This window comes from Pseudomonas sp. CG7 (assembly GCF_023701885.1).
In the GTDB taxonomy this organism is placed as follows: Bacteria; Pseudomonadota; Gammaproteobacteria; order Pseudomonadales; family Pseudomonadaceae; genus Aquipseudomonas; species Aquipseudomonas zanjanensis.
On the sequence record NZ_JABAEE010000042.1, the window covers coordinates 21,183 to 43,858 of the forward strand.

Sequence of the window (22,676 nt, forward strand, 5' to 3'; positions counted from 1 at the left end):
GGAAGTCAGCATGAAATACCCCAAGACCTTCGCCCTGCTTGGCCTGCTCCTGGCCGCGCAGGCCTCGGCCCATGGCCTGTGGACCGAACAGCGTCGCGGCAACATCGAAGTGATCTACGGCCACGGTGCCGAAGACAATGCCTTCAAGGCGCAGAAAATCAGCGGTGCCTGGGCCTATGACCTGGGCGGCAAGATGATTCCGGTCACCGTAGAACGCCTGCCGGACCACGCCCGCCTGCAACCGCTCAAGCCGCCAGCCGTATTGGCGGTGGCGCTGGACAACGGCATGTGGTCCCAGACGGCGGACAAGAAGTGGATCAACGAAGGCCGCAGCAAAGTGCCCGGGGCGGTCGAAGCGACCCAGACGTTCAAGTACAGCCTGGCGATCTATGAGCCTGGGGCGAAACTGCCAGCGCTGGAACCGATCAAGTTCGTGATCCTGCCGGAAGTCGACCCGCTGACCGTAGGCCCAGGCCAGCCATTGCCGGTCCGGGTGCTGCTGGACGGCAAACCGGCGGCCGGGGTGAAACTGGTGGGCGACTACCGCAGCGCGCCGAACACCGTCTCGACGGAAACCGACGCAGAGGGCCGGGCCAAGGTACTGGTGCGCAACGAAGGACTGAATGTGATCGCGGCGCACATGGAAATCAAGCTCAAGGACAACAAGGACGTGGACACCCGTGGCGTGTTCACCTCGCTGACGTTCCTGGGTGAGCCGCATCACGAGTAACCTCAGAACCTATGGGAGCAAGGTTGACTGACACGATGCCATCGCGAGCAAGCTCGCTCCCACAGGGGATTGGCGGGGACCACACTTTTGTGAACACCCGCAGCCTAGTGTGGGAGCGAGCTTGCTCGCGAAAGCGGTGGGTCAGTTTGCATGAATGTTGGATGTCACGCCCCTTTCGCGAGCAAGCCCGCTCCCACAAGGGATGGTGGGTGTACGAGAAATTTGAATACACCTGTAATCCACTGTGGGAGCGAGCCTGCTCCGGGCGGCGATCCGACGATGGGGCCAATACAAGCGCCGCAAAACTCAAGCCGGCGTCAAGCACTCCGGCCCATTGAGCTTCGGATCATTGACCATGTTGGCCAACACCCGCTCGCGCAGTGGCGCCGGCTCGCTGGCCAACAGCCCTTGCAAGGCATGCAGCGGGGTCTCGGGGTCGAGCCACAGGCGCTGGCCTTCTTCGTCCAGGATCAACGGCCGGCGTTGACCCGCCGCCGGTTGGGTGATTACCGCCGTGCTCAACCACACCTGTTCCTGCACCGGATACGCTTCCCAGATCGCGGCAAAAAACAACGACGAGCCCTCTCCCGGCGTCAGCCAGTACGGACGCTTGCGCGTACCCCCGCGCCACTCGTAGAAGCCGTTGGCCGGCAGCAGGCAGCGGCGCAGGCGCAAGGCCTCGCGGAACATCGGTTGCTCGGCCACGGTTTCGGCCCGGGCATGGGCCGGGGTGCGGGACAGGTCGGTCAGCCACGGCGGCGTCAGGCCCCAGCGCGCCCGGGCCAGCTCGCGCTGCCCCTCGGCGCCGGCCCGCAGCATCAGCACCGAATCGTTGGGCGAAATATTCCATTGGGCCTTCTGATCGGCGGGAAAACCGGGCAGGGCCGCGAAGGCGGGGTTCCAGCGAAACAGGGCATAACGTCCACACATGGGGCAACACGACTCTTGATCGAACGAACGACCGCCAGCCTAACAGACCAGCGTGCCGCGATAACTGTCCGGTTCGTCACCCGGCAGCGGCAGCGCCGCATTGTACGCGGCGATCAACTCCCGGGCGTATTGCGCCTGGTCGTCTTCCACCGCCAGCCCGAGCAATCCATGCATCGGCAACTCCCCCACGCCGCCGACCAGGTCACGCCCCACCAGGTGCGCGGTGACGCCTTCGCTGGCGAGCATGCCTTGCAGCAACTCACCTTCCATCAAGTTGTCCAGCTCGTAGATTCGCTGCATGGGCGCCCCCTTCACTCGTTTTCGCTGAAGACTTCGAGATGCCACTCTTCTTCATGGACTTGCAGTACAAAGGTGATCGGCCGACAACACACCTGACAGTCCTCGATGTAGGTCTGGTCACCGCCGGACAGGTCCACGGTTGTCTCTATTTCCTCCCCACAATAGGGACAATCATAACTAGCCTCTTCCAGCATCGCGGTCTCCCAAGTGACTTGTGCGTATAATCGCCGGTCTATTTGCAGGGCTATTTTCGTCTGGCTTATCTTCCAGGCCGTGCCCCGTCGTTTTTTCGATCGAACCTTTACTTACCCTAGCCGTTTCCAACAAGAGAGCATGATGGGCGAATTCGATGCCATCCGACCTTACGACGACAGCGAAGTCCCAGCGGTGCTGGCACGGCTGCTCGGCGACAAGGCGTTTCTAGATATCCTCACCCACTTCCGCTTCCCACGCCTGGCCGGCGCCTTCGGCTGGATGCTCAAACCCCTTATAGCGCAAAGATTGCGCCGTGAGTTCGCCGGTGTGACCTCGGTCGCTACGTTGCAGGACAAGGTGGAGTTCTACGTCGACCACACCATCGAGCGCGCCACCGATGGCGTGACCTACACCGGGGTGGAGCAATTCAAGTCCGGCAGTGCCTACCTATTCATCGCCAACCACCGCGATATCGTGATGGACCCGGCCTTCGTCAATTACGCCGTGTACCACGCCGGCCTGCCGACGCCGCGCATCGCCATTGGCGACAACCTGCTGCAAAAGCCCTTTGTCAGCGACCTGATGCGCCTGAACAAGAGTATCATCGTGCACCGCTCCATCACCGGGCGGCGGGAAAAAATGGCGGCGTACGAGTTGCTGTCGGCGTATATCAACCATTCGCTCCGCAACGACTGCGCCTCGATCTGGATCGCCCAAGCCGAAGGGCGGGCCAAGGACGGTGACGACCGGACCGAATCGGCGATCCTCAAGATGTTCCACATGAGCCGCAAGGACGAGCCGTTCGGTGAGGTGATCCAGTCACTGAACCTCACGCCGGTATCGATCAGCTACGAATACGACCCTTGCGACCAGGCCAAGGCCCGCGAGTTGTACATCCGCGCCACCACCGGCACCTACACCAAGGCCCCGGGCGAAGACGACGTGAGCATCGCCAAGGGCATCACCGGCTACAAGGGCCGGGTCCATGTGAACTTCGCGGCGCCCATCACCGAGCTGTTCGAGGACACCAAGCAATTGGCCCTGGAAATGGACCGGCAGATTCTCGGCGGCTATCGGCTGTTCCCGGTGCATTACCTGGCCTACGCCCAATGGGCCGACGCCGACCCGCAGTTGCAGGTGCCGACGGCGGCCGAGGGGTTTGGTGCTGATGAGTTGGCCAAGGCCCAGGAAGAATGGCAACGCCGACTGGACGCATGCCCGCCGGAACACCGACCGTTCCTGGTGCTGCAATATGCGACGCCGGTGCGTAACCAGTATCGGGTCAAGGCCGGGTTGGCGCTTTAAAGCCGGGCTTGCGAGGGCCTGGTTTGGCCTCTGTGGCGAGGGAGCTTGCTCCCGCTCGATTGCGCAGCAATCGCAAAACGGGCTTGCAGTGATTTGAGTGGACCTTCGACGGGGGCTGCTTCGCAGCCCAGCGGGAGCAAGCTCCCTCGCCACAAAAGCACTTTTGCCAGGCAACCCTCATTTGCCCTGCAAACACTTTTGCAAAGCGATCCTCGATTGCCTTGCAAGGCTACTGCGTTAGAACTGCGTGCTGATCCACGACACCAGCACCGCCAGCGCCAGGCAGCCGAAGCCAAACCGGTAGAAAAACCGGTTCATGCGCTGGGTGGCCAGGTCCAGCAATGCTTCGAAGCGTTCCTCGCCATTGCCACTGCGTGCTTGCAGGCAGGCCCGCGCCCGTTGTTCCCGGCGACGCGTCGCATGCAGCACCCAGCCGCCCGGGCAGGCAAACAGCAGCGCGAGCAGGTTGATCAGTTTGGCGGGGTGGGCGGCGAACAGCGAAAACAGATGCGACGACATCACGAACCTCAAGGGAAAAACGGACAGGACATGCCCGTGGCCTACGAACAGGGCGCGGATTCTACCGAAAGCCTGTCGCCCTGCGCCGTGTTTTCCGACCAGTAACGATCCCATCGCGGCGCTGGGTTCCTTTGTGGCGAGGGAGCCAAGATTAATTTCCCCCGTCACCGTTTCGTCATCTGATTAGGCCACTCTGTCGCCCTTCAAACCTTCACGGAACCCGTCATGCTGCACGCCGAAAACCAGGATCGCCTCTATCTCATCAGCCCGAGCGACGAACAACAGAACCTCGTCGACAGCTTGTCCTTCAATGTGCAGGACCGCCATTGGCTGGTGTATTGCGCCCTCGGCGGCCATCCACACGCCGACCTGCCGGAGACAGACCTGCTGACCGGGATCAGCGTGCTGGAGTTCTATTCCCAGGCAGCCTGAGAATTTCGCCCATAAAAAACCCCTGTGGGAGCGAGTCGGTGTGGGGGGGGGGGGGGGGGGGGCGCCCGGGGGTGGGGGGGGCGGCCGCAGAGTCGCGCGCCCGGCACGCGCGCGGGGCGCCGGCGGCCGCCCCCCGAGCCCGTGCCCCCCCCCCACTACCCACCACCCCCCCCCCCCCCGCCCCCCCCACCCCCGCTCCCACACAAGCTCGCTCCCACAGGGGATAGGGGTTCGTTACTTACTCAGCCAGCACCTGGCCAATGGTCGGGTCCTTGAACAGCCGGGTCAGGGCATCGCTCAAGACATCGCTGACCAGCTTGGTATTGGTGTCCTGGTTCGGTGCCATGCCGAAGCGCTGGTCCAGGGACGCACCGTAGCGACCGCTGTAGCGGCGGTTGGCGTTCTGCACGTCGGAGCGGAAGGTCGCGCCGATGGTGGCTTCGGTCACGTACATGCCTTCCTTGGGCGATTGGTACTTGAGCTCGGCCAAGGTCACGGTCAGTTGCGGTGCATTCAAGGCATTGGCGGTCGGCGTGAAGCCCAGCAGACGTACTGCGGCTTCAGCCTGGGCCTGCAACTTGGGCAGGATCTGCGCGCCCTGCACCGTGATCACGCTGGTTTCCGGGTACAACCCGCCGCGGGTGCCGAGTGTCGGCGACGGACGACCGTCCACGACCCGCACCACCACCGGCTGGCCACGCCCCACAGGGGCCAGTTGGGCATTGAGCTTGGGCTCCGGGTTAAGTTGTTGCGGGCTGTGGGCGCAGCCGACAAGGGTCAGACTGGTCACAGCGATCAAACCGAACAACAGGCGTTGCAACATGCTCTTCTCTCCAGAATCGGGCACAAACAGGCCGGCAGTATAGCGGTGCGCCATCGCGGTGAACTAGTGGCCTGTACGGTTAATTCGAGTACTCAAATTCGAGTGCCAGGGCTTGCCAGGCAAGGCGCCATGACGAGTCGTAGCCCGCTACGGCGAGGAATGGCAACGCAGGCTGGCAAGTTCTGGCGCCGAAGTTGAGTGCACGAATTAGCCACACAGGCCACTAAGACTTGCGATGGATACTGAAATGTCTGACACGAGCCGTGATTGGCGGTTCCTGTCACCCCATTGTCACGATCCTTACACCGGTATGTCATGGCTCGCTGTCAGGCTTGCTTCAAGCTTCCTGACCCGGTATCCGCTCATGCGCTTCCTCATTTCGCTGTTCACCCCGCGCCCTCATCACCGCAGCTTCGCCCTGCTCGATCGCAACGGCCGTTGCCAGGCGTTCAAGCAGTGCAGCCTGCAACCCATGGGCGAAGGCTGGGTGGAAATCGATGAGATCCGTCTCAACTGGTTGCACCAGCCATTGCCCGCCAGCGCCCGCGTGCAACCGCTTCGTGCCCGCGCACGCAACCGGCAACTGTTGACCATCTGACCGGACGGCTAATAAAAGTCATTAAACACGACCATTTCCCTGCGTTTCTTCGATACAATCTCCCCCCGATTATAAGGACGTCTCCTGATCGGGCCGCGCAACACCGCTGATGCGCTGGTATTGGCACCCCGCACCGCCCACAGAGAGCCGCCCACACAGATCGAGTGAAGCTGGCGCGCTTGCTGTTCCTCCAGGCAAATCACCACTTTTCGCGAATCTGCAGAGCTGTCATTACGCTCGGTCACTGAGCTGTCTGCCCGTTTTGCCTGTCATGTATTCCATGGGGGCAACCAAACCGGGCGCAGTGCCAGGCTGGGACAGCCCTTTTTTGAGGTTCACGTCTTCAAAAGAGCGTGAAAAAACGGGTTTTCACAACTTCACGAGAGTGTGGCGAGCAAATGAAGAGTTTTGCGTCTGAACAAGCACCATTGGCGTCTGAAACAGCCCAACGACACAGGACCGGATATCGCTCAAGAACCGGCGCCTGAAGCCTGTCCGCTACGGATTTGGTTGCACGAACGGATGTCTCGGCCAAAAGTCGAATTGCCCGCCCGGCGCTTAAATGAGTTCATGTGACTCTTGAGGCCAGGCTGCATGCATCCGCAGTAGGTGCGAAAAATTGCGAAGATTCGGACATGGCGATCCTGGCCATGGATCACTGGGGCGCAACTGACCTGCCCCGCCACTCCTGGCCGCTATGCCGACAATTTGGTGCTGCAGATTTTGGAGACGCGTTAAATGGCGCATAACGAAGCAGTCGATGTAGTTCTGGTAGGGGCCGGCATCATGAGTGCCACCCTGGCCGTGCTGCTCAAGGAGCTCGACCCCGCGATCTCGCTGGAAGTCGTCGAGCTGATGGATTCCGGTGCCGCGGAGAGTTCCAACCCGTGGAACAACGCCGGTACCGGCCATGCAGGGCTGTGTGAGCTCAACTACACGCCCCAGGCGGCCGACGGCACTGTCGACATCAAGAAAGCCGTGCACATCAACACCCAGTTCGAGGTGTCGAAACAGTTCTGGACGTACCTGACCAAAAAAGGCACGTTCGGCTCCTCCAAGTCTTTCATCGCCCCGGTGCCACACCTGCGCTTCGTGCAAGGCGAGAAAGGCGTGGCGTTCCTGAAGAAGCGTTTCGAGTTGATGCACCAGCATCACGCCTTCGCCGACATGGAATACACCGAAGACAAGGCCAAGATGGCCGAGTGGATGCCGTTGATGATGCCTGGCCGGCCAGACGATGAAGTCATCGCCGCCACCCGTGTCATGAACGGTACCGACGTCAATTTCGGCGCGCTGACCAACCAATTGCTCAAGCACCTGACCAGCGCCCCGGACACCCAAGTCAAATACTGCAAGCGCGTTACCGGGCTCAAGCGCAACGGCAGCGGCTGGACCGTGAGCATCAAGGACGTCAATTCCGGCAGCACCCGCGAAGTCGACGCCAAGTTTGTATTCCTCGGTGCCGGCGGCGCGGCGCTGCCGCTGCTGCAAGCCTCGGGCATCGAGGAAAGCAAGGGCTTCGGCGGCTTCCCGGTCAGCGGCCAGTGGCTGCGTTGCGACAACCCGGAAGTGGTCAAGCACCACCAGGCCAAGGTCTACAGCCAGGCCGCGGTGGGTTCGCCGCCCATGTCGGTGCCGCACCTGGACACCCGCGTGGTCGACGGCAAGAAATCCCTGCTGTTCGGACCCTACGCCGGTTTCACCACCAAGTTCCTCAAGCACGGCTCGATCATGGACTTGCCGCTGTCGGTACGTGCCGGCAACATCGGCCCGATGCTGGCCGTGGCCCGGGACAACATGGACCTGACCAAGTACCTGATCAGCGAAGTGATGCAGTCCATGGAACAGCGCCTGGAATCCCTGCGCCGCTTCTACCCCGAGGCGAAAGCCGAAGACTGGCGCCTGGAAGTGGCCGGCCAACGGGTGCAGATCATCAAGAAAGACCCAAAGAAAGGTGGCGTCCTGCAATTCGGCACCGAACTGGTGGCAGCCAAGGATGGCACCCTCGCCGCCCTGCTCGGCGCATCGCCGGGTGCATCGGTGACCGTGTCGATCATGCTGGAACTGATCGAACGTTGCTTCCCGGACAAGACCAAGGGCGAGTGGGCTACCAAGCTCGCGGAGATCTTTCCGGCTCGGGAAAAAGTGCTGGAAACCGACGCGGCGCTGTATCGCAAGATCAATGCGCAGAACAACATTGCGTTGGAGTTGGTCGAAGACAGCAAGGCGCACAGTTACGCCTGATACCTTGCCGCCAATATAAAAAGCCTCCCGTGCAAAACGGGAGGCTTTTTATTTTCCGCGGCGTTATTTCATGGTGAATTTGATGCGTGTTCCGCCGTTACGAACATAGTCATCATCGTCTTCTACATCAATCAATTGAGCGACACAATAACCCGTCGGCTCCGCTTTGACCCAGCGACGAAAAGGCATTGCCCCTTCGCTGATCGGTCTTCGTGCGACATGTCCAAAACTGAAATGGCAGATGCGACTGTCTTGCGTGTAGCTAAAAGCCTCTTCCTTGGAGCGTGACTGAGGCAGGTAGTACTTCAGCTCCTGGCTCTCACTCGGACTTATCCAAAAGTTGTGGCCCGAACCGGCCCAATAATCAGTCCAGCTAAAGCCGCTACCAGGAACAATATCGTCTACCGTGGCATTGTGAATCTCGACATTGACAACTTCATCCCGCGCACAGGCCGCGGAACTTGCCAGATACGCCGCCAAGGACAGCAGCACGCCGGCGATACACTTTTTTTGATCTTCCATGACCAATACAACTCCATTAAGACACTGACGTAAAAGCCACTTGGCTTCGAACGCAAAGGTAATGGAATTTCAAATAAAACAGAACAGCCCGAATGGTGACATAACCTTTCAGAGCGCTGTAAAAAAGAAAAAGTTAGTTGCATACAAGCGGAATATTCAACGCTCCGAAGAGCGTTGATAGGCGTTGATTCAGCCGCGCGCCTTGTTGATCAACGCGATGTACTCTTCGGCATTTCGCTGATCCTTGATCAGCGCAACGAAATCGTTGCCGTGCTCATCCTTGCCGTTGAGGTCATGGCCGGCCTCGACGAAGAACATCAGGAAGCGCTCGAAATCGTCGACCCGCAGGCCACGGTAGGCCTTGATCAGTTTGTGCAACGACGGCGAAGTGGCATCGACCGGTTCGAAATCGAGGAACAGCTTGATCTGTTCATCGCCAATCTCGTCGCCAATCACTTGTTTCTTGTCTTTACGCATTGCCGGCTCCAACTCGCACAATTCACGGGGCGGGCAGTTTACCCCCGGCAGGCCCCGGGGCTCAACGCGGGCGTTCGGCGCCGGTGTGCAGGTCGGCCCAGATATGGCCGTTGGCGTAAGTGAGGAACTGCACATAGACCGTGTTGTTGCGCAACAGATCGATGACCACCCGGTACTGGGCCTGTGGATAAGACAGCGTCAGGGTCTTGCTCGCCTCGTCGAAGGCCGGTTTTTTCAGGCTTTTGCTTTCGCCGTCGAAGTTGAGGATCACCTGGCTGACGGTCGCTCCTTTGTTCAAGGGCTTGCCCTTGAGACGGACCAGCAGGGGCGAAGTGACCGGGATCGGTTGCTGGTTGGACTGGCGCTGGTTACCCAGCACCACCGAATATTCGGTCACTTGCAGCAACTGCTGCTGTTCAGGTTGTTCCTGGCGCACCACCAGGTCATCCGGTGGCAGGAACTGGCTGTGCATCGGCGCGGCCACGGCCGTCAAAGGCAGACCGGCGATCAACAACAAAATGGCGCAACGGCGGATCGATACACGCATGGCAAGCTCCAGGGTCTTGGCCGGGCACTCTAGCATGAGCACCGCCGGTAAAAATAAGCGATCCGGATCAATACATCCGGGCAGCGGGCGCGGCATACTCAAAGAGCCATCAGCGTCGATCTCACTGGCGCATGCCTGTGTGGCGAGGGAGCTTGCTCCCGCTGGGTGGCGCAGCCGCCCCAACAACAGGCGACTGCGATTCCCCTGGCAAACCGCGTCGACCCGTTTTACGCCGGCTGCGCCGCCGAGCGGGAGCAAGCTCCCTCGCCACAGGGATCGTTGTTCGGCAGGTCCAGATGTAACGCCCGTTCATTTTGTGTGGAGTGCCCATGTCCTTCTCCGCCCCACCGCTGTTCGCCGCCTGGCGCCAAACCTGGCGGGCCGGTTACACCCTCGAACGCCTGCGCGGCGATCTGGTGGCCGGGCTGACCGTCGGCATTATCGCCATCCCCCTGGCCATGGCCCTGGCGATTGCCGTCGGCGTGCCGCCGCAGCACGGCCTGTACACGGTGTTGGTGGCAGCGCCGCTGATCGCCCTCACTGGCGGCTCACGCTTCAACGTGAGCGGGCCGACAGCGGCGTTCGTGGTCATCCTGCTGCCCATCACCCAGCAATACGGCCTGGGCGGCCTCTTGTTGTGCACCATGCTCGCCGGCCTGATCCTGATCGCCCTGGGCCTGATCCGCGCCGGCCGCTTGATCCAGTACATTCCCTACCCGGTCATCCTCGGTTTCACCGCGGGCATTGGCGTGGTCATTGCTACCCTGCAACTGAAGGACCTGCTGGGGCTGACCACCGCAGGCCAAGCCAAACACTACATCGAACAACTGGGGGAATTGATCGTGGCGCTGCCCGGTGCCCGTCTCGGCGATGGGCTCATCGGCGCCGCGTGCCTGGCGGTACTGATTGCCTGGCCGCGCTGGGTGCCCCGGGTGCCCGGGCATCTGGTGGCCCTGCTGGTGGGTACGCTGCTGGGGCTGGCGATGGAACGCGGCGGATGGCCGATCGCGACGCTGGGCGAACGGTTCAGCTACGTTGTCGATGGCATCGCTCACCCGGGCATTCCGCCCTTTCTACCGAGCTTCGACTGGCCCTGGAACCTGCCGGACGGCCAGGGGCATCGGTTGATCCTGTCCTATGACCTGATCCGCCAACTGCTGGCGCCCGCCTTTGCCATCGCCATGCTCGGCGCCATCGAATCCTTGTTGTGCGCGGTGGTGGCGGATGGCATGACCGGCAGCAAGCACGACCCCAACGCCGAGCTGCTGGGCCAGGGCCTGGGCAATTTGGTGGCGCCGCTGTTCGGTGGCATCACCGCCACCGCCGCCATTGCCCGCAGCGCCACCAATGTGCGCAGCGGCGCCTCTTCACCGCTGGCCGCGATCATCCACAGCCTCGTGGTGCTGGTGGCGATTGTGCTGCTGGCGCCGCTGTTCAGTTACTTGCCCATGGCCGCACTGGCCGCGCTGTTGGTGATGGTCGCCTGGAACATGAGCGAAGCCGGGCATGTGCTGCACACCCTGCGCATCGCCCCGCGCAGCGACGTACTGGTGCTGCTGACCTGCCTGGGCCTGACGGTGCTGTTCGACATGGTCCTGGCCGTCGCCGTCGGCCTGCTGCTCGCCGCCGGGCTGTTCATCAAGCGCATGAGCGAACTGACCGACAGTGCCGAACTGCCGCGCCACTTCCACCAGGCCCTGCTGGACATGCCCGAACATGTACGCTGCTACGGGATTCGTGGGCCGCTGTTCTTCGGCGCGGCGGAAAAGGCCCTGGATGTGCTGCGCCGGTTCGACCCGGGCGTTCGTGTAGTGGTCGTGGACATGAGCGCCGTGCCGATGCTGGACATGACCGCCCTGGCCGCGCTGGAAAATATCCTGAAGGATTACCGCAAGCACGGCATCGGCCTGATCCTGGTCGCGACCGCACCCCGGGTACGCCTGAAATTGCGACGCGCCGGCATTCATCGCGAACAGCGGCAATTGGCGTATGTGCAGACTTTGGAGCAGGCGCGGGTCAAGAGCGAGCAATGGCTGGCGGCTGGCAGCACCGCTCACGCAAGCCTTGCCTGATCTGTGGCAAGGGAGCCTTTGTGGCGAGGGAGCTTGCTCCCGCTGGGCTGCGTAGCAGCCCCATGGGTGGAGTTGTGCAATTGCAGGTGGGTGCTTCGCACCCAAGCGGGAGCAAGCTCCCTCGCCACAAAAGCAGGTGCTAGTCGAACTGGGCGCGCATCCAGGCGTGGTATTGCGCCACGCCGGCCTCGCCTTCGCGGGGCGCCCAGTGAGCCAGTTCGCCCTCGCCCACGGGCCGGTAAGGGCCGGCCTTGCATTCGAACATCAGGCTGTCGGCTTCCAGCACCACCAAGCCGTGATACACGCCAGCCGGCAAGTCGACGCCGAGGCAATCGCCGCCGGCCTGCAGGATGCGCTTGTCCACCACCGCACCGGCCTCGTCAAAAATCAACACCCCCAATCGGCCCTTGAGCACCAGCAAGGTTTCCGCCTTGTCGGCGCTCAGGTGACGGTGCGGCGGGATGTAGGTCGAAGGCTGCAGCCCCACCGCCATGCGATGGCACGGCTCATCCATCCCATGGAAATTATGGTGCTGCCGCCCGCGAGGATTGGCCGCGGCTTTCTCGGCCAACTCATCGAACAGCGCTTGTTCCAGAAAGCTTGGCCGAGTCATCGATTACATGCCCTTGACGGCGAAGATGCCATTGGCGTTGCGCCAGTAACCTTTGTAGTCCATGCCGTAGCCGAAGATGTAGCGGTCGATGCACGGCAGGCCGACGAAATCGGCTTTCAAGTCCGGCCGCGCCTTGCGGTCATGGTCCTTGTCGATCAGCACGGCGGTGTGCACGGCACGGGCGCCGGCGTGTTTGCAGAAGTCGATGATCGCGCCCAGGGTGTGACCTTCGTCGAGGATGTCGTCGATGATCAGCACGTCGCGGTCGATGAACGAGACTTCTGGCTTGGCTTTCCAGAACAGGTCGCCGCCGCTGGTTTCGTTGCGATAACGAGTGGCGTGCAGGTAGGACGCTTCCAGGGGGAAGTTCAGGTAGGTCAGCAGCTTGCCGGAGAAAATCAGCCCGCCGTTCATCACGCAGAACACCACCGGATTGGCATCGGCCAGTTGCTCGTTGATTTGCGCACCGACACGGGCGATGGCCGCTTCGACTTCGGCTTCGGTGTACAGGCAGTCAGCCTCTCGCATGATTTGACGGATATGCTCGAGATCAGCGGACATGGCGCTCTCCAAGGGGCAGGGTTCGGAAAAGCCGGCAAAGGTACGCATCCCGCCCGGCCAGATCAAGCGTTTGTGGACTAACGTTCTGTATTGTCTATAGGACAACACCCTCGGATAGATTAATCTAGGCCGGTTTTTTTGCCCGCCGCCGGAGCCTTCCCCATGCCCATCCTCGAGATCCGCCACCCGCTGATCAGACACAAACTCGGCCTGATGCGCCGCGCCGACATCAGCACGAAGAACTTCCGTGAACTGGCCCAGGAAGTCGGTGCCCTGCTCACCTACGAAGCCACCAAGGACCTGCCGCTGGAATCCTATGACATCGACGGTTGGGCCGGTACGGTCCAGGTCGAGAAAATCGCTGGCAAGAAAATCACCGTGGTGCCGATCCTGCGCGCCGGCATCGGCATGCTCGAGGGCGTCCTGAGCCTGCTCCCCGGGGCCAAGGTCAGCGCCGTGGGCGTGGCTCGCAACGAGCAGACCCTGCAAGCGCACACCTACCTGGAAAAACTGGTGCCGGAAATCGACGAGCGCCTGGCGATGATCATCGACCCGATGCTCGCCACTGGCAGCTCCATGGTCGCCACCATCGACCTGCTGAAAAAAGCCGGTTGCCGGGACATCCGCGCCATGGTGCTGGTCGCGGCCCCCGAAGGCATCAAGGCCGTGCAGGACGCCCACCCGGACGTGACCATCTACACCGCGTCCATCGACCAGAAACTCAACGAACATGGCTACATCATCCCGGGCCTGGGCGATGCCGGCGACAAGATCTTCGGCACCAAGCAGAAGGACGCTTGAGCATGCAAGACGAGTTCAACGATCCGCTCTGGCGCCAGATCCTGTCCGGTGCCCAGATGCTGTTCGTCGCCTTCGGCGCGCTGGTATTGATGCCGCTGATCACCGGGCTGGACCCTAACGTGGCGCTGTTCACCGCCGGCCTGGGAACGATCCTGTTCCAGGTCGTCACTGGGCGCCAGGTACCGGTGTTCCTGGCCTCGAGCTTTGCCTTCATCACCCCGATCATCCTCGCCAAGGGCCAGTTCGGCCTGGCCGCGACCATGGGCGGCGTGATGGCGGCGGGTTTCGTCTACACCTTCCTGGGCCTGGCGGTGAAGATCAAGGGCACCGGGTTCATCGATCGGCTGCTGCCGCCGGTGGTGATTGGCCCGGTGATCATCTCCATCGGCCTGGCCATGGCGCCGATTGCCGCCAACATGGCGATGGGCAAGGCCGGCGACGGCACCGAGCTGATTCATTATCAGACCGCGATGATGATTTCGATGCCGGCCCTGCTCTCGACCTTGATCGTCGCGGTGTTCGGCAAAGGTATTTTCCGCCTGGTGCCGATCATTTCCGGCGTGCTGGTGGGCTTTGCCATGGCGTTTTTCTTCGGCGTCGTGGATACCGCGAAAATCGCCGCCGCGCCATGGTTCGCCCTGCCGGCCTTCACCGCGCCGGAGTTCAACTGGCAGGCGATCCTGTTCATCGTGCCGGTCGCCCTGGCACCGGCCATCGAGCACATCGGTGGGGTGATTGCCGTGGGCAGCGTGACCGGTCGCGACTACCTGAAAAAACCCGGCCTGCATCGCACGTTGCTAGGTGACGGCATTGCCACCACCGCCGCCGGCCTGTTCGGCGGCCCGCCCAACACCACCTACGCCGAAGTGACCGGCGCGGTGATGCTGACCAAGCACTACCACCCGAAGATCATGACCTGGGCGGCGCTCTTTGCCATCAGCCTGGCGTTCATCGGCAAATTCGGCGCGCTGCTGCAAAGCATTCCGGTGCCGGTGATGGGCGGGATCCTGTGCCTGTTGTTCGGTTCGATTGCGGCGGTGGGCATGAACACGCTGATCCGCCACAAGATCGACCTGGGCGAGGCACGCAACCTGGTGATCGTTTCGGTGACGCTGGTGTTCGGCATCGGCGGCGTGCTGGTGGGCACCGGCACCGGCCCGGACGACTTCGGCCTCAAAGGCATCGCGCTGTGCGCGGTGGTGGCGATCGCGCTGAACCTGCTGCTGCCGGGTAATGACGGTTGGAAGCAAAAGAAGGTGGATGAGCCGCTGATCTGACTCAAGCTTGAAGGCTTTGTTGTCAGTCAGATAGCCATCGCGAGCAAGCTCGCTCCCACAAGGGGATCTGTTGTGAACACAAATTTTGTGACCACTCGAGACCCACTGTGGGAGCGAGCTTGCTCGCGATGAGGCCCTAGAACCTCACAAAGCTATCGGCGCCCGTTCACAGAGGGTGCTCAACGCCTTCGCCCACTGCGGCTCATCATTGAGGCAAGGCACCAGCACCAACTCCTCCCCTCCCGCTTCGCGGAACTGCTCGCGGCCGCGATCGCCGATTTCCTCCAGGGTTTCAATGCAGTCGGCGACGAACGCCGGGCACATCACCAACACTTTCTTCACGCCGCTTTTAGCCAGTTCTTCCAGGCGCGCCTCGGTGTAGGGTTCGATCCACTTGGCCCGTCCCAAGCGCGACTGGAACGACACCGACCATTTGCCGTCCGCCAGCCCCATGCGTTGGGCGAACAGTTCGGCGGTGCGGATGCATTGCGCGCGATAACAGGTTGCCATCACCTCCGGCGGCGCGTTCTTGCAGCAATCAGCATCCTTGAAGCAATGGAACCCCGTTGGGTCGAGCTTGGTCAGGTGCCGTTCCGGCAGGCCGTGGAAACTCAACAACAGATGATCGTGTTCCTGCATCAGGTACGGCTTGGCGCTGGTCACCAGGGCGTCGAGGTATTCCGGCTGATCGTAGAACGGCTGGAGGATCGAAAACTGCACATCGAGTTTCTTTTCCCGCACGACCCGCTTGGCCTCCTCGATCACCGTGGTCACGGTGCTGTCGGCGAACTGCGGGTACAACGGCGCCAAGGTGATCTTCTTGTGTCCCTGGCTCGCCAGCCGCACGAGCGCCGATTCAATGGACGGCTCGCCATAACGCATCGCCAGTTCCACCGGACCCTGGGTCCACTGCGCGGTCATGGCCTGTTGCAGCCGGCGACTGAGCACCACCAGCGGCGCACCCTCCTCCCACCAGATCGAGGCGTAGGCATGGGCCGACTGCTCGGGACGCTTGATCAGGATCAGCGATACCAGCAAGCGCCGCACCGGCCATGGCAGGTCGATGACATACGGATCCATCAGGAATTGATTGAGGTAGCGGCGCACATCGGCCACCGAGGTGGAGGCAGGCGAACCCAGATTCACCAGAAGCAACGCGTGATCGGTCATGCAACGTCCTATTTCAAAGGCGGCTGGACAAGTCTTCCAGGGCCGCAGGCAAATCAGTGAACCGGAATGTGAAACCCGCCGCCTGCAATCGGGCCGGCGTGGCGCGCTGGCCGCCGAGCAACAGCAAGGACAACTCCCCCAGCGTGACCTTCAGCGCAAGCTCCGGCATCGGCACCACGGCCGGCCGATGCAAGACGCGCCCCAGGGCCTTGGCAAAATCGCGGTTGCGCACCGGGTTCGGCGCGCACGCATTATAAGGACCGCTGGCATCGGTGCGGTGCAGAAGAAAATCAATCAGGGCGATTTGATCGTCAATGTGAACCCACGGCATCCACTGCCGACCATTGCCGATACGCCCGCCCAACGCCAGTTTGAACGGCAGCAACAACCGCGACAAAAAGCCGCCCTCGGCAGACAGGACCAGGCCGGTACGCACCAGCACCACGCGCAGGCCCAAGGCCTCGGCCCGTTGCGCGGTTTCTTCCCAGGCGCTGCACAACTGGCTGGCGAAATCTTCGCTCACCGGTCCCGACTCCTCGGTCAATTCACGCTCGCCACCGTCGCCGTACCAACCCACCGCGGAACCGGAAATCAACACCTGCGGTTTCTGCTCGCAACGCTCCAGCCACGCCAGCAAAACTTCGGTCAACGTGATGCGACTGCTCCACAACAACATCTTGCGTTTGTGGCTCCAGGGACGGTCGGCAATCGGCGCCCCCGCAAGGTTGACCACTGCATCCACCGGCTCGTCAATTTCGTCCAGCCTGGCAATACCTCGCACCGATGTCCCGCAGATTTTTGCCACCTCTTCGGGTCGGCGACTCCATACCGTCAAGCGATGTCCCTGCTGCAACCAGAGGCGGCAGAGCTGACGTCCGATCAAACCAGTACCGCCGGTCAGCAATATGTGCATGAGATGTTCCTCGCATCGCGTTTTACCCGGCCCATTAGTCTATTTTTATAGGTAGGGATTTTTCGTATCGGACAGGGTCTGTGTTTAACAATAGGACAACCTGTCCAAACGCGAACGGTAAAACTTATACCAAAAACCCAGATTGTACAGGTTTAAACGACGGCGTAGTCTGTACAGAAAGGTAAACGAGGCCCTCATGACTGTACCTATCGCAATCATCGGCACCGGCATCGCCGGACTTTCAGCCGCCCAGGCCCTGACGGAGGCCGGGCATGTCGTTCAACTCTTCGATAAAAGCCATGGCAGTGGCGGACGCATGTCGAGCAAGCGCAGCGATGCCGGCGCGCTGGACATGGGCGCGCAATACTTCACCGCCCGTGACCGCCGCTTTGTCACGGAGGTCCAGCGCTGGCAAGCCAACGGCTGGGCCGCGGAATGGAACCCGCAGCTCTACAACTTCCAGAATGGACAACTGAGCCCATCGCCGGACGAGCAGACCCGCTGGGTCGGCACCCCGCGCATGAGCGCCATCACCCGCGCTTTGCTCGACAAGTTGCAAGTGCAGTTTTCCTGCCGGATCACCGAGGTGTACCGCGGCCAGGAACATTGGCATCTGCAGGACGCGGAAGGTTTCACCCATGGCCCCTTTGGCCAAGTGGTGATTGCCACACCCGCGCCCCAGGCCACCGCATTGCTGGCGGCCGTACCGAAACTGGCCGCGGTGGCCGCCGGCGTGAAGATGGACCCGACCTGGGCCGTGGCGCTGGCTTTCGAAGCACCGCTGGATACGCCCATGGAGGGCTGCTTCGTGCAGGACAGTCCGCTGGATTGGCTGGCACGCAACCGCAGCAAACCGGGACGCGACAGCAAGCTCGACACTTGGGTGCTGCACGCCACCAGCGACTGGAGCCGGCAGCACATCGACCTGTCCAAGGAAGCGGTGATCGAACACCTGCACGGCGCGTTCGCTGAACTGCTGCACAGTGCGATGCCCGCCCCGAGCTTCAGCGTGGCCCATCGCTGGCTCTACGCCCGCCCCGCCGGCAGCCATGAATGGGGCGCCCTGGCCGATGCCGACCTGGGCCTGTATGTATGCGGCGACTGGTGCCTGTCCGGCCGGGTCGAAGGCGCATGGCTCAGCGGCCAGGAGGCAGCACGCCGCCTGCATGCCAGCCTGCAGTAAGATCGCGCGTTAGCGCTCATCATCCGCTGCTGTCGAACGAGACAGCAGCCTGCCTGCGACACTCATTGCGTCACCCCCTTGGATAAATCCGGTTGACTTGCACACATTCGGACCTATGATGAAAATATTGTACAGATCAAATAATTTGTACAAGATTTAGCTATCAGAGGTCGCCCATGTCCAAAGCAGCCATCGCCAAACCCAGAATCGCCATCAGCGCCTGCCTGATGGGGGCTGAAGTTCGCTTCAATGGCGGGCACAAGCAATCGCCATTGTGCAGCCGCACCCTCGTTGAGTATTTCGATTTCGTGTCGGTGTGCCCTGAAGTCGCTATCGGCCTGGGCATTCCTCGGGAACCGATCCGCCTGGTGGGCGACCCCGAACACCCCGAGGCGCTCGGCACGGTGAATCGCGACCTCGACGTGACCCGGCCACTGGCCGACTACGGGCGGCAGATGGCGGGTGAACTGGACGACATCTGCGGCTACATCTTCATGCAGAAATCGCCCTCCTGCGGACTGGAGCGGGTCAAGGTCTATGACCACAACGGCGTGACCCAGGACGGCGGCGGGCGCGGCATCTATGCCAAGGCCTTTTGCGAACGCCATCCCGACCTGCCGGTGGAGGAAGACGGTCGCCTCAACGACCCGGTACTACGGGAAAACTTCCTGACCCGGGTGTTTGCCTATGCCGCTTGGCAATCCTTGCGCCGCCAGGGCCTGACCCGTCGCGACCTGATCGAATTTCACTCGCGCTACAAATACCTGCTCATGGCCCACAACCCGGAGCAGTACAAAGCCCTGGGCAAACTGCTGGGCACCATGGGCAAGGCCGATGCCAACGAGCTAGGCCCACGCTATTTCAGCGCATTGATGGCCGCCCTGAAGAAGTGCGCCACCCGCCGCACCCACACCAATGTGCTGCAACACCTGAGCGGGTATCTCAAGCGCGACATCGACGCCGAGGACAAACAAGAGGTGCAGCACCTCATCGGGCAATATCGCCTCGGCATCGTGCCCTTGGTGGTGCCGCTGACGTTGCTCAAGCATCACCTGCGCCAGCACCCCGATCCTTACCTGGCGCAGCAGGTCTACCTGCAACCGCACCCGGAAAACCTCAGCTTGCGAAACGCTATCTAATGAAGCACGACCCCGACGCCAGCGCCCGCGAAGACCTGGGGGCCGATTTTGCCAAGGCCTTGGCCCAAGGCTGGCTGCCCATTCGCGAAGTCGCCCGGCAGACCGGGGTCAACGCCATCACGCTACGGGCCTGGGAGCGCCGGTACGGCCTGATCGTGCCGCACCGCACACCCAAGGGTCACCGACTGTTCAATGCCGAGCATGTACAACGGATCCGGCACATCCTCACGTGGATCGATCGTGGCGTTGCGGTGAGCAAGATCAAGCCGTTGCTGGACACGCCAGCGCCGACCGAAACCACACAGCCGGCAGAGAACGACTGGCAGCGTCAGCGCCACGCCCTGGTGCTGGCGGTGACGCAACTGGCCGAGCGCCAGATCGACGACCTGGTCAACCAGGCGATGGCGCTGTATCCGCCCTGGACCGTGTGCGAGCAATTGCTCCTGCCATTGCTGGCCGACCTGCACCTGCGCTGGCAAGGCCAGTTCGGCGCGCAGTTGGAACGAGTCTTCCTGTACTCGTGGCTGCGCAGCAAGTTCGGCAGCCGGATCTATCACAACAACCGCCAGCTGCGCGGCGTGCCCCTGTTGCTGGTCAATCAATCGGACGTACCCCTGGAGCCGCACCTGTGGCTCACCGCCTGGCTGGCCAGCAGCGCCGACTGCCCGGTGGAAGTGTTCGACAGCCCGCTGCCGGCGGGTGAGCTGGCCTTGGCGGTCGAACGCCTCAAGGCCCGTGGCGTCCTGCTGTATTCCAGTCACGCCCTCAATCTGTCCCAACTGCCCAGGCTACTGGGCGCAATTGATTGCCCTATCATCATTGCCGGCCCGGCCGCGTCGATCCACCACGCCCGGCTATCCACAGGCGTCTCGATGATCGAGGTGTCCTGGGCCGAAGACCCGCTATCGGCTCACCGCGAACTGAGTCGCCGAGAACTCCTTTAGATGAAAAACAGCATGCGATTGATCTGGCTGCGCAGCGACTTGCGCCTGCGCGACAACACCGCCCTGGCGGCCGCCGCAGCCCAAGGGCCCTGCGTGGCTGTGTACCTGACCAGCCCCGAGCAATGGCGCGCCCACGACGACGCACCGTGCAAGATCGATTTCTGGCTGCGCAACCTCGGCGCGTTGAGCGCGGCCCTGGATGAATTGAACGTCCCACTCTTGATCCGCGAGGCAGCGCATTGGCACCAGGCGCCACACGTATTGCTCACGCTATGTCGCGAACTGAATGTGAGCGCCGTGCATGTCAATGAAGAGTACGGCGTGAATGAAACGCGACGCGACGCCGAGGTCGCCCATGCCTTGAATGACCAGGGCATCGAGTTTCACAGTCACCTCGATCAACTGCTGTTCAAGCCCGGCAGCGTACTGACCAAGACCGGCAATTATTTCCAGGTGTTCAGTCAGTTCCGCAAGGTCTGCTACAACCGCCTGCATTTCTCATTGCCGAGCCTGGTCGCCACTCCGCCGAGGCAGGCGCCCACCGGCATTGCCCGCGACCCGGTGCCGATGCAAGTCGATGGATTCGCCCCGCCCAGTGAAGCATTGCGAGCCCTCTGGCCCGCCGGTGAAACCGAGGCCCGGCGGCGCCTGGACAGTTTTGTCGACCAGCACCTCGACGATTACCAGCACGAACGGGACTTCCCGGCCCGGCCCGGCACCAGCCAACTCTCGGCGGACCTGGTGGGTGGGGTGATGTCGCCGCGACAGTGCCTGCATGCCGCGCTGCAAGCCAACCAGGGAGAATTCGAAAGCTGAAGTGCCGGTGTTGTGACCTGGATCAATGAATTGCTCTGGCGAGAGTTCTATAAACACATTTTGGTGGGTTACCCCCGGGTATCACGCCACCGAGCGTTCCGCCCGGAAACCGAGGCGCTGGCCTGGCGCAAGGCTCCTGCGGAACTGGAGGCCTGGAAACAGGCACGCACCGGCTTGCCGATCATCGATGCGGCCATGCGTCAATTGCTGGAGACCGGCTGGATGCACAATCGCTTGCGGATGGTGGTCGCCATGTTCCTGACCAAGAACCTGTTGATCGATTGGCGCGAAGGCGAGCGCTTTTTCATGCGGCACCTGATTGATGGCGACTTGGCCGCCAACAATGGCGGCTGGCAGTGGAGCGCCTCCACCGGCACCGATTCGGCGCCCTGGTTCCGTATCTTCAACCCGTTGAGCCAGTCGGAAAAGTTCGACCGCGACGGGCTTTTCATCAAGCGCTGGTTACCCGAACTGAACGACCTCGATAAGCAAAGTGTCCACCACCCTAATGTGCAAGGCGAATTGTTTGGCAATACAACGTACCCGGCACCGATTGTTGATCTGGCCCAATCCCGGGCACGTGCGCTGGCAGCGTTCAGAAACCTGCCGACGCGACAGGACGCAGCCCTTGAAGGGACCGGCGATTAGCGAACATTAAATTGCTGGCCTCCTGGATGCATTATTCGCCCGATGACATATAGTCCTACTAATCGCAGGAGCTCGACTGAAGCAGTGTATCCAAGCCCTGCGCAAGCGAAAGGAGCATGAAATGGGTCTACGACCGCCACGGCGCTATTGGCTTACCGGGGCAAGCAACGGAATCGGCGCTTCGTTGGCTGAAGCGATACTCGAGTCAGGTGCCTACCTGGCAGTCAGTTCGTGCTCGGCCCGATCGTGCGAACCCCTTTCGATACGTTATCCAGGACAAGTGCTGGCAGTGCCCGGCAATTTGACCGACAGCCAGACCGTGCGCGAGATCGGCGAACACATCACTCGACAATGGGGCGCCCTGGATCAGGTGATCCTCAATGCCGGGACCACTGAGTACGTTGACGGGCAAGCCGCCGATCACCTATCGATCGAGCATATCGTGCGCAGCAACCTCCTCGCCGCCAGTTTCTGCATCGAAGTGGCAATGCCCTTGTTACGCGCCGGGATCGAACCTCACCTGGTGGGTATCGCCAGCCCGGCAACCTACCTGGCGCCTTCGCAAATCGAAGCGGGGGGCAACGGGATGCGTCATCTGTTTGAGTCGGCCCGGGCAGAACTGGCCCCCGCCGGCATCGATGTGACGTTGGTGCACCCGGGGTTCGACGGCCCATCGCTGGAGCCCGACGATTGCTTCCCGGCCCCGCGCCACTGGTCGCCAGAGGAAGCGGCGCGACAGGTGCTGAATCATTTGGTCGAACGCCCCCGGGAAGTTGCGCTCCCCATTGCCTCCATGACCGCGCTCTGGCCCCTGCCTTCATCCACCGACCCCCTGCCGGCCGACTCGGACTCATGCCAGGCAAAAAACGGCTATCCGATCAAGGGACGCCCCTGAGCCGCCGATTGCCTTACACTGC

General features: G+C 61.9%; 24 protein-coding genes and 1 pseudogene. 13 read left to right on the plus strand and 12 right to left on the minus strand.

All coding sequences use genetic code 11. The annotated features are described in order from the left end of the window. Window positions 1-10 precede the first annotated feature (10 nt). Window positions 11-730 (plus strand): DUF4198 domain-containing protein, encoded by a 720-nt coding sequence (locus tag HGO40_RS17670; protein WP_250964052.1) that lies wholly within the window; start codon window positions 11-13, stop codon window positions 728-730. 306 nt (window positions 731-1,036) lie between these two features. Here the strand turns inward: HGO40_RS17670 and HGO40_RS17675 are convergent, their stop codons facing one another. From HGO40_RS17675 to HGO40_RS17685, 3 genes are read right to left on the minus strand one after another with little or no spacing between them, the layout of a single operon-like run. Then, window positions 1,037-1,660 carry an SOS response-associated peptidase gene (locus HGO40_RS17675; RefSeq protein ID WP_207964445.1) on the minus strand — a complete coding sequence of 208 codons (624 nt, stop codon included), beginning with the start codon at window positions 1,658-1,660 and terminating at the stop codon, window positions 1,037-1,039. A 39-nt stretch (window positions 1,661-1,699) separates the two neighbouring features. Then, window positions 1,700-1,960 carry a putative signal transducing protein gene (locus tag HGO40_RS17680; protein ID WP_250964053.1) on the minus strand — a complete coding sequence of 87 codons (261 nt, stop codon included), beginning with the start codon at window positions 1,958-1,960 and terminating at the stop codon, window positions 1,700-1,702. 11 nt (window positions 1,961-1,971) lie between these two features. Further along, window positions 1,972-2,154 (minus strand): CPXCG motif-containing cysteine-rich protein, encoded by a 183-nt coding sequence (locus HGO40_RS17685; RefSeq protein WP_250964054.1) that lies wholly within the window; start codon window positions 2,152-2,154, stop codon window positions 1,972-1,974. A gap of 142 nt (window positions 2,155-2,296) precedes the next feature. Between HGO40_RS17685 and HGO40_RS17690 the strand changes: the two genes are divergently transcribed. After that, window positions 2,297-3,460, plus strand: a complete 1,164-nt coding sequence (locus HGO40_RS17690; RefSeq protein WP_250964055.1) for a 1-acyl-sn-glycerol-3-phosphate acyltransferase — start codon at window positions 2,297-2,299, stop codon at window positions 3,458-3,460. Window positions 3,461-3,697: 237 nt separating this feature from the next. Here the strand turns inward: HGO40_RS17690 and HGO40_RS17695 are convergent, their stop codons facing one another. Beyond that, complete coding sequence (locus HGO40_RS17695; RefSeq protein ID WP_250964056.1) at window positions 3,698-3,979, minus strand: hypothetical protein; 282 nt, start codon at window positions 3,977-3,979, stop codon at window positions 3,698-3,700. 225 nt (window positions 3,980-4,204) lie between these two features. On the opposite strand from HGO40_RS17695, the gene HGO40_RS17700 reads away from it, so the two are divergent. Then, window positions 4,205-4,411 (plus strand): hypothetical protein, encoded by a 207-nt coding sequence (locus HGO40_RS17700; RefSeq protein ID WP_058544127.1) that lies wholly within the window; start codon window positions 4,205-4,207, stop codon window positions 4,409-4,411. A 238-nt stretch (window positions 4,412-4,649) separates the two neighbouring features. Here the strand turns inward: HGO40_RS17700 and HGO40_RS17705 are convergent, their stop codons facing one another. Then, entirely contained in the window at window positions 4,650-5,234 is a 585-nt protein-coding gene (locus HGO40_RS17705) for a YajG family lipoprotein (protein ID WP_003205489.1), read from the minus strand. A 364-nt stretch (window positions 5,235-5,598) separates the two neighbouring features. On the opposite strand from HGO40_RS17705, the gene HGO40_RS17710 reads away from it, so the two are divergent. Then, window positions 5,599-5,832: a hypothetical protein gene (locus HGO40_RS17710; RefSeq protein ID WP_014340171.1), complete on the plus strand. Its 234-nt coding sequence runs from the start codon at window positions 5,599-5,601 to the stop codon at window positions 5,830-5,832. Between the two features lie 738 nt (window positions 5,833-6,570). Beyond that, window positions 6,571-8,076, plus strand: a complete 1,506-nt coding sequence (mqo, locus tag HGO40_RS17715; RefSeq protein WP_250964057.1) for a malate dehydrogenase (quinone) — start codon at window positions 6,571-6,573, stop codon at window positions 8,074-8,076. Window positions 8,077-8,139: 63 nt separating this feature from the next. Here the strand turns inward: mqo and HGO40_RS17720 are convergent, their stop codons facing one another. The 3 genes from HGO40_RS17720 to HGO40_RS17730 form a co-directional block, all read right to left on the minus strand. Beyond that, window positions 8,140-8,598, minus strand: a complete 459-nt coding sequence (locus HGO40_RS17720) for a hypothetical protein (RefSeq protein ID WP_250964058.1) — start codon at window positions 8,596-8,598, stop codon at window positions 8,140-8,142. Between the two features lie 189 nt (window positions 8,599-8,787). Beyond that, entirely contained in the window at window positions 8,788-9,075 is a 288-nt protein-coding gene (locus HGO40_RS17725) for a PA4642 family protein (RefSeq protein WP_250964059.1), read from the minus strand. Window positions 9,076-9,136: 61 nt separating this feature from the next. Next, a complete protein-coding gene (locus HGO40_RS17730; protein ID WP_250964060.1) occupies window positions 9,137-9,622 on the minus strand; it encodes a hypothetical protein in 486 nt (161 codons plus the stop codon). A 329-nt stretch (window positions 9,623-9,951) separates the two neighbouring features. Here HGO40_RS17730 and dauA point away from each other — a divergent pair, with 329 nt between their 5' ends. Then, the gene (gene dauA, locus HGO40_RS17735; protein WP_250964061.1) at window positions 9,952-11,694 is read left to right on the plus strand and encodes a C4-dicarboxylic acid transporter DauA; all 1,743 of its coding nucleotides are present in this window, start codon (window positions 9,952-9,954) and stop codon (window positions 11,692-11,694) included. Between the two features lie 139 nt (window positions 11,695-11,833). Here the strand turns inward: dauA and HGO40_RS17740 are convergent, their stop codons facing one another. Together HGO40_RS17740 and HGO40_RS17745 are read right to left on the minus strand one after the other, a co-directional pair. Beyond that, entirely contained in the window at window positions 11,834-12,307 is a 474-nt protein-coding gene (locus HGO40_RS17740) for a WbuC family cupin fold metalloprotein (protein ID WP_250964062.1), read from the minus strand. A gap of 3 nt (window positions 12,308-12,310) precedes the next feature. Next, window positions 12,311-12,868, minus strand: a complete 558-nt coding sequence (locus HGO40_RS17745) for a hypoxanthine-guanine phosphoribosyltransferase (RefSeq protein WP_053125250.1) — start codon at window positions 12,866-12,868, stop codon at window positions 12,311-12,313. Window positions 12,869-13,030: 162 nt separating this feature from the next. On the opposite strand from HGO40_RS17745, the gene upp reads away from it, so the two are divergent. Together upp and HGO40_RS17755 are read left to right on the plus strand one after the other, a co-directional pair. Beyond that, complete coding sequence (gene upp / locus HGO40_RS17750; RefSeq protein WP_250964063.1) at window positions 13,031-13,669, plus strand: uracil phosphoribosyltransferase; 639 nt, start codon at window positions 13,031-13,033, stop codon at window positions 13,667-13,669. Window positions 13,670-13,671: 2 nt separating this feature from the next. Next, window positions 13,672-14,946, plus strand: coding sequence for a uracil-xanthine permease family protein (locus HGO40_RS17755; RefSeq protein ID WP_250964064.1), 1,275 nt, complete (start codon window positions 13,672-13,674; stop codon window positions 14,944-14,946). 144 nt (window positions 14,947-15,090) lie between these two features. On the opposite strand, the gene hemH is transcribed toward HGO40_RS17755, so the two are convergent. Together hemH and HGO40_RS17765 are read right to left on the minus strand one after the other, a co-directional pair. Next, the gene (hemH, locus tag HGO40_RS17760) at window positions 15,091-16,116 is read right to left on the minus strand and encodes a ferrochelatase (RefSeq protein ID WP_250964065.1); all 1,026 of its coding nucleotides are present in this window, start codon (window positions 16,114-16,116) and stop codon (window positions 15,091-15,093) included. A gap of 13 nt (window positions 16,117-16,129) precedes the next feature. Continuing rightward, window positions 16,130-17,029, minus strand: a complete 900-nt coding sequence (locus HGO40_RS17765) for a TIGR01777 family oxidoreductase (RefSeq protein ID WP_250964066.1) — start codon at window positions 17,027-17,029, stop codon at window positions 16,130-16,132. A 196-nt stretch (window positions 17,030-17,225) separates the two neighbouring features. Between HGO40_RS17765 and HGO40_RS17770 the strand changes: the two genes are divergently transcribed. The 5 genes and pseudogenes from HGO40_RS17770 to HGO40_RS17790 all read left to right on the plus strand — a co-directional run bounded on the left by HGO40_RS17770 (window position 17,226) and on the right by HGO40_RS17790 (window position 22,654). After that, window positions 17,226-18,212, plus strand: a complete 987-nt coding sequence (locus HGO40_RS17770; protein WP_186705017.1) for an NAD(P)/FAD-dependent oxidoreductase — start codon at window positions 17,226-17,228, stop codon at window positions 18,210-18,212. Between the two features lie 176 nt (window positions 18,213-18,388). Then, complete coding sequence (locus tag HGO40_RS17775; protein ID WP_250964067.1) at window positions 18,389-19,351, plus strand: YbgA family protein; 963 nt, start codon at window positions 18,389-18,391, stop codon at window positions 19,349-19,351. Next, a complete protein-coding gene (locus HGO40_RS17780; protein WP_250964068.1) occupies window positions 19,351-20,295 on the plus strand; it encodes a MerR family transcriptional regulator in 945 nt (314 codons plus the stop codon). The genes HGO40_RS17775 and HGO40_RS17780 overlap by 1 nt, the downstream gene beginning before the upstream one ends. Before the next feature lie 12 nt (window positions 20,296-20,307). Continuing rightward, window positions 20,308-21,759, plus strand: a pseudogene (phrB, locus tag HGO40_RS17785) (deoxyribodipyrimidine photo-lyase). Window positions 21,760-21,880: 121 nt separating this feature from the next. Further along, window positions 21,881-22,654, plus strand: a complete 774-nt coding sequence (locus HGO40_RS17790) for an SDR family NAD(P)-dependent oxidoreductase (RefSeq protein ID WP_250964069.1) — start codon at window positions 21,881-21,883, stop codon at window positions 22,652-22,654. Window positions 22,655-22,676 lie beyond the last annotated feature (22 nt).

Coding starts and splice junctions, on each gene's coding strand:
- HGO40_RS17670 (WP_250964052.1), top strand. CDS start 11: ATGAAATACCCCAAGACCTTCGCCCTGCTTGGCCTGCTCCTGGCCGCG.
- HGO40_RS17675 (WP_207964445.1), bottom strand. CDS start 1,660: ATGTGTGGACGTTATGCCCTGTTTCGCTGGAACCCCGCCTTCGCGGCC.
- HGO40_RS17680 (WP_250964053.1), bottom strand. CDS start 1,960: ATGCAGCGAATCTACGAGCTGGACAACTTGATGGAAGGTGAGTTGCTG.
- HGO40_RS17685 (WP_250964054.1), bottom strand. CDS start 2,154: ATGCTGGAAGAGGCTAGTTATGATTGTCCCTATTGTGGGGAGGAAATA.
- HGO40_RS17690 (WP_250964055.1), top strand. CDS start 2,297: ATGGGCGAATTCGATGCCATCCGACCTTACGACGACAGCGAAGTCCCA.
- HGO40_RS17695 (WP_250964056.1), bottom strand. CDS start 3,979: ATGTCGTCGCATCTGTTTTCGCTGTTCGCCGCCCACCCCGCCAAACTG.
- HGO40_RS17700 (WP_058544127.1), top strand. CDS start 4,205: ATGCTGCACGCCGAAAACCAGGATCGCCTCTATCTCATCAGCCCGAGC.
- HGO40_RS17705 (WP_003205489.1), bottom strand. CDS start 5,234: ATGTTGCAACGCCTGTTGTTCGGTTTGATCGCTGTGACCAGTCTGACC.
- HGO40_RS17710 (WP_014340171.1), top strand. CDS start 5,599: ATGCGCTTCCTCATTTCGCTGTTCACCCCGCGCCCTCATCACCGCAGC.
- mqo (WP_250964057.1), top strand. CDS start 6,571: ATGGCGCATAACGAAGCAGTCGATGTAGTTCTGGTAGGGGCCGGCATC.
- HGO40_RS17720 (WP_250964058.1), bottom strand. CDS start 8,598: ATGGAAGATCAAAAAAAGTGTATCGCCGGCGTGCTGCTGTCCTTGGCG.
- HGO40_RS17725 (WP_250964059.1), bottom strand. CDS start 9,075: ATGCGTAAAGACAAGAAACAAGTGATTGGCGACGAGATTGGCGATGAA.
- HGO40_RS17730 (WP_250964060.1), bottom strand. CDS start 9,622: ATGCGTGTATCGATCCGCCGTTGCGCCATTTTGTTGTTGATCGCCGGT.
- dauA (WP_250964061.1), top strand. CDS start 9,952: ATGTCCTTCTCCGCCCCACCGCTGTTCGCCGCCTGGCGCCAAACCTGG.
- HGO40_RS17740 (WP_250964062.1), bottom strand. CDS start 12,307: ATGACTCGGCCAAGCTTTCTGGAACAAGCGCTGTTCGATGAGTTGGCC.
- HGO40_RS17745 (WP_053125250.1), bottom strand. CDS start 12,868: ATGTCCGCTGATCTCGAGCATATCCGTCAAATCATGCGAGAGGCTGAC.
- upp (WP_250964063.1), top strand. CDS start 13,031: ATGCCCATCCTCGAGATCCGCCACCCGCTGATCAGACACAAACTCGGC.
- HGO40_RS17755 (WP_250964064.1), top strand. CDS start 13,672: ATGCAAGACGAGTTCAACGATCCGCTCTGGCGCCAGATCCTGTCCGGT.
- hemH (WP_250964065.1), bottom strand. CDS start 16,116: ATGACCGATCACGCGTTGCTTCTGGTGAATCTGGGTTCGCCTGCCTCC.
- HGO40_RS17765 (WP_250964066.1), bottom strand. CDS start 17,029: ATGCACATATTGCTGACCGGCGGTACTGGTTTGATCGGACGTCAGCTC.
- HGO40_RS17770 (WP_186705017.1), top strand. CDS start 17,226: ATGACTGTACCTATCGCAATCATCGGCACCGGCATCGCCGGACTTTCA.
- HGO40_RS17775 (WP_250964067.1), top strand. CDS start 18,389: ATGTCCAAAGCAGCCATCGCCAAACCCAGAATCGCCATCAGCGCCTGC.
- HGO40_RS17780 (WP_250964068.1), top strand. CDS start 19,351: ATGAAGCACGACCCCGACGCCAGCGCCCGCGAAGACCTGGGGGCCGAT.
- HGO40_RS17790 (WP_250964069.1), top strand. CDS start 21,881: ATGGGTCTACGACCGCCACGGCGCTATTGGCTTACCGGGGCAAGCAAC.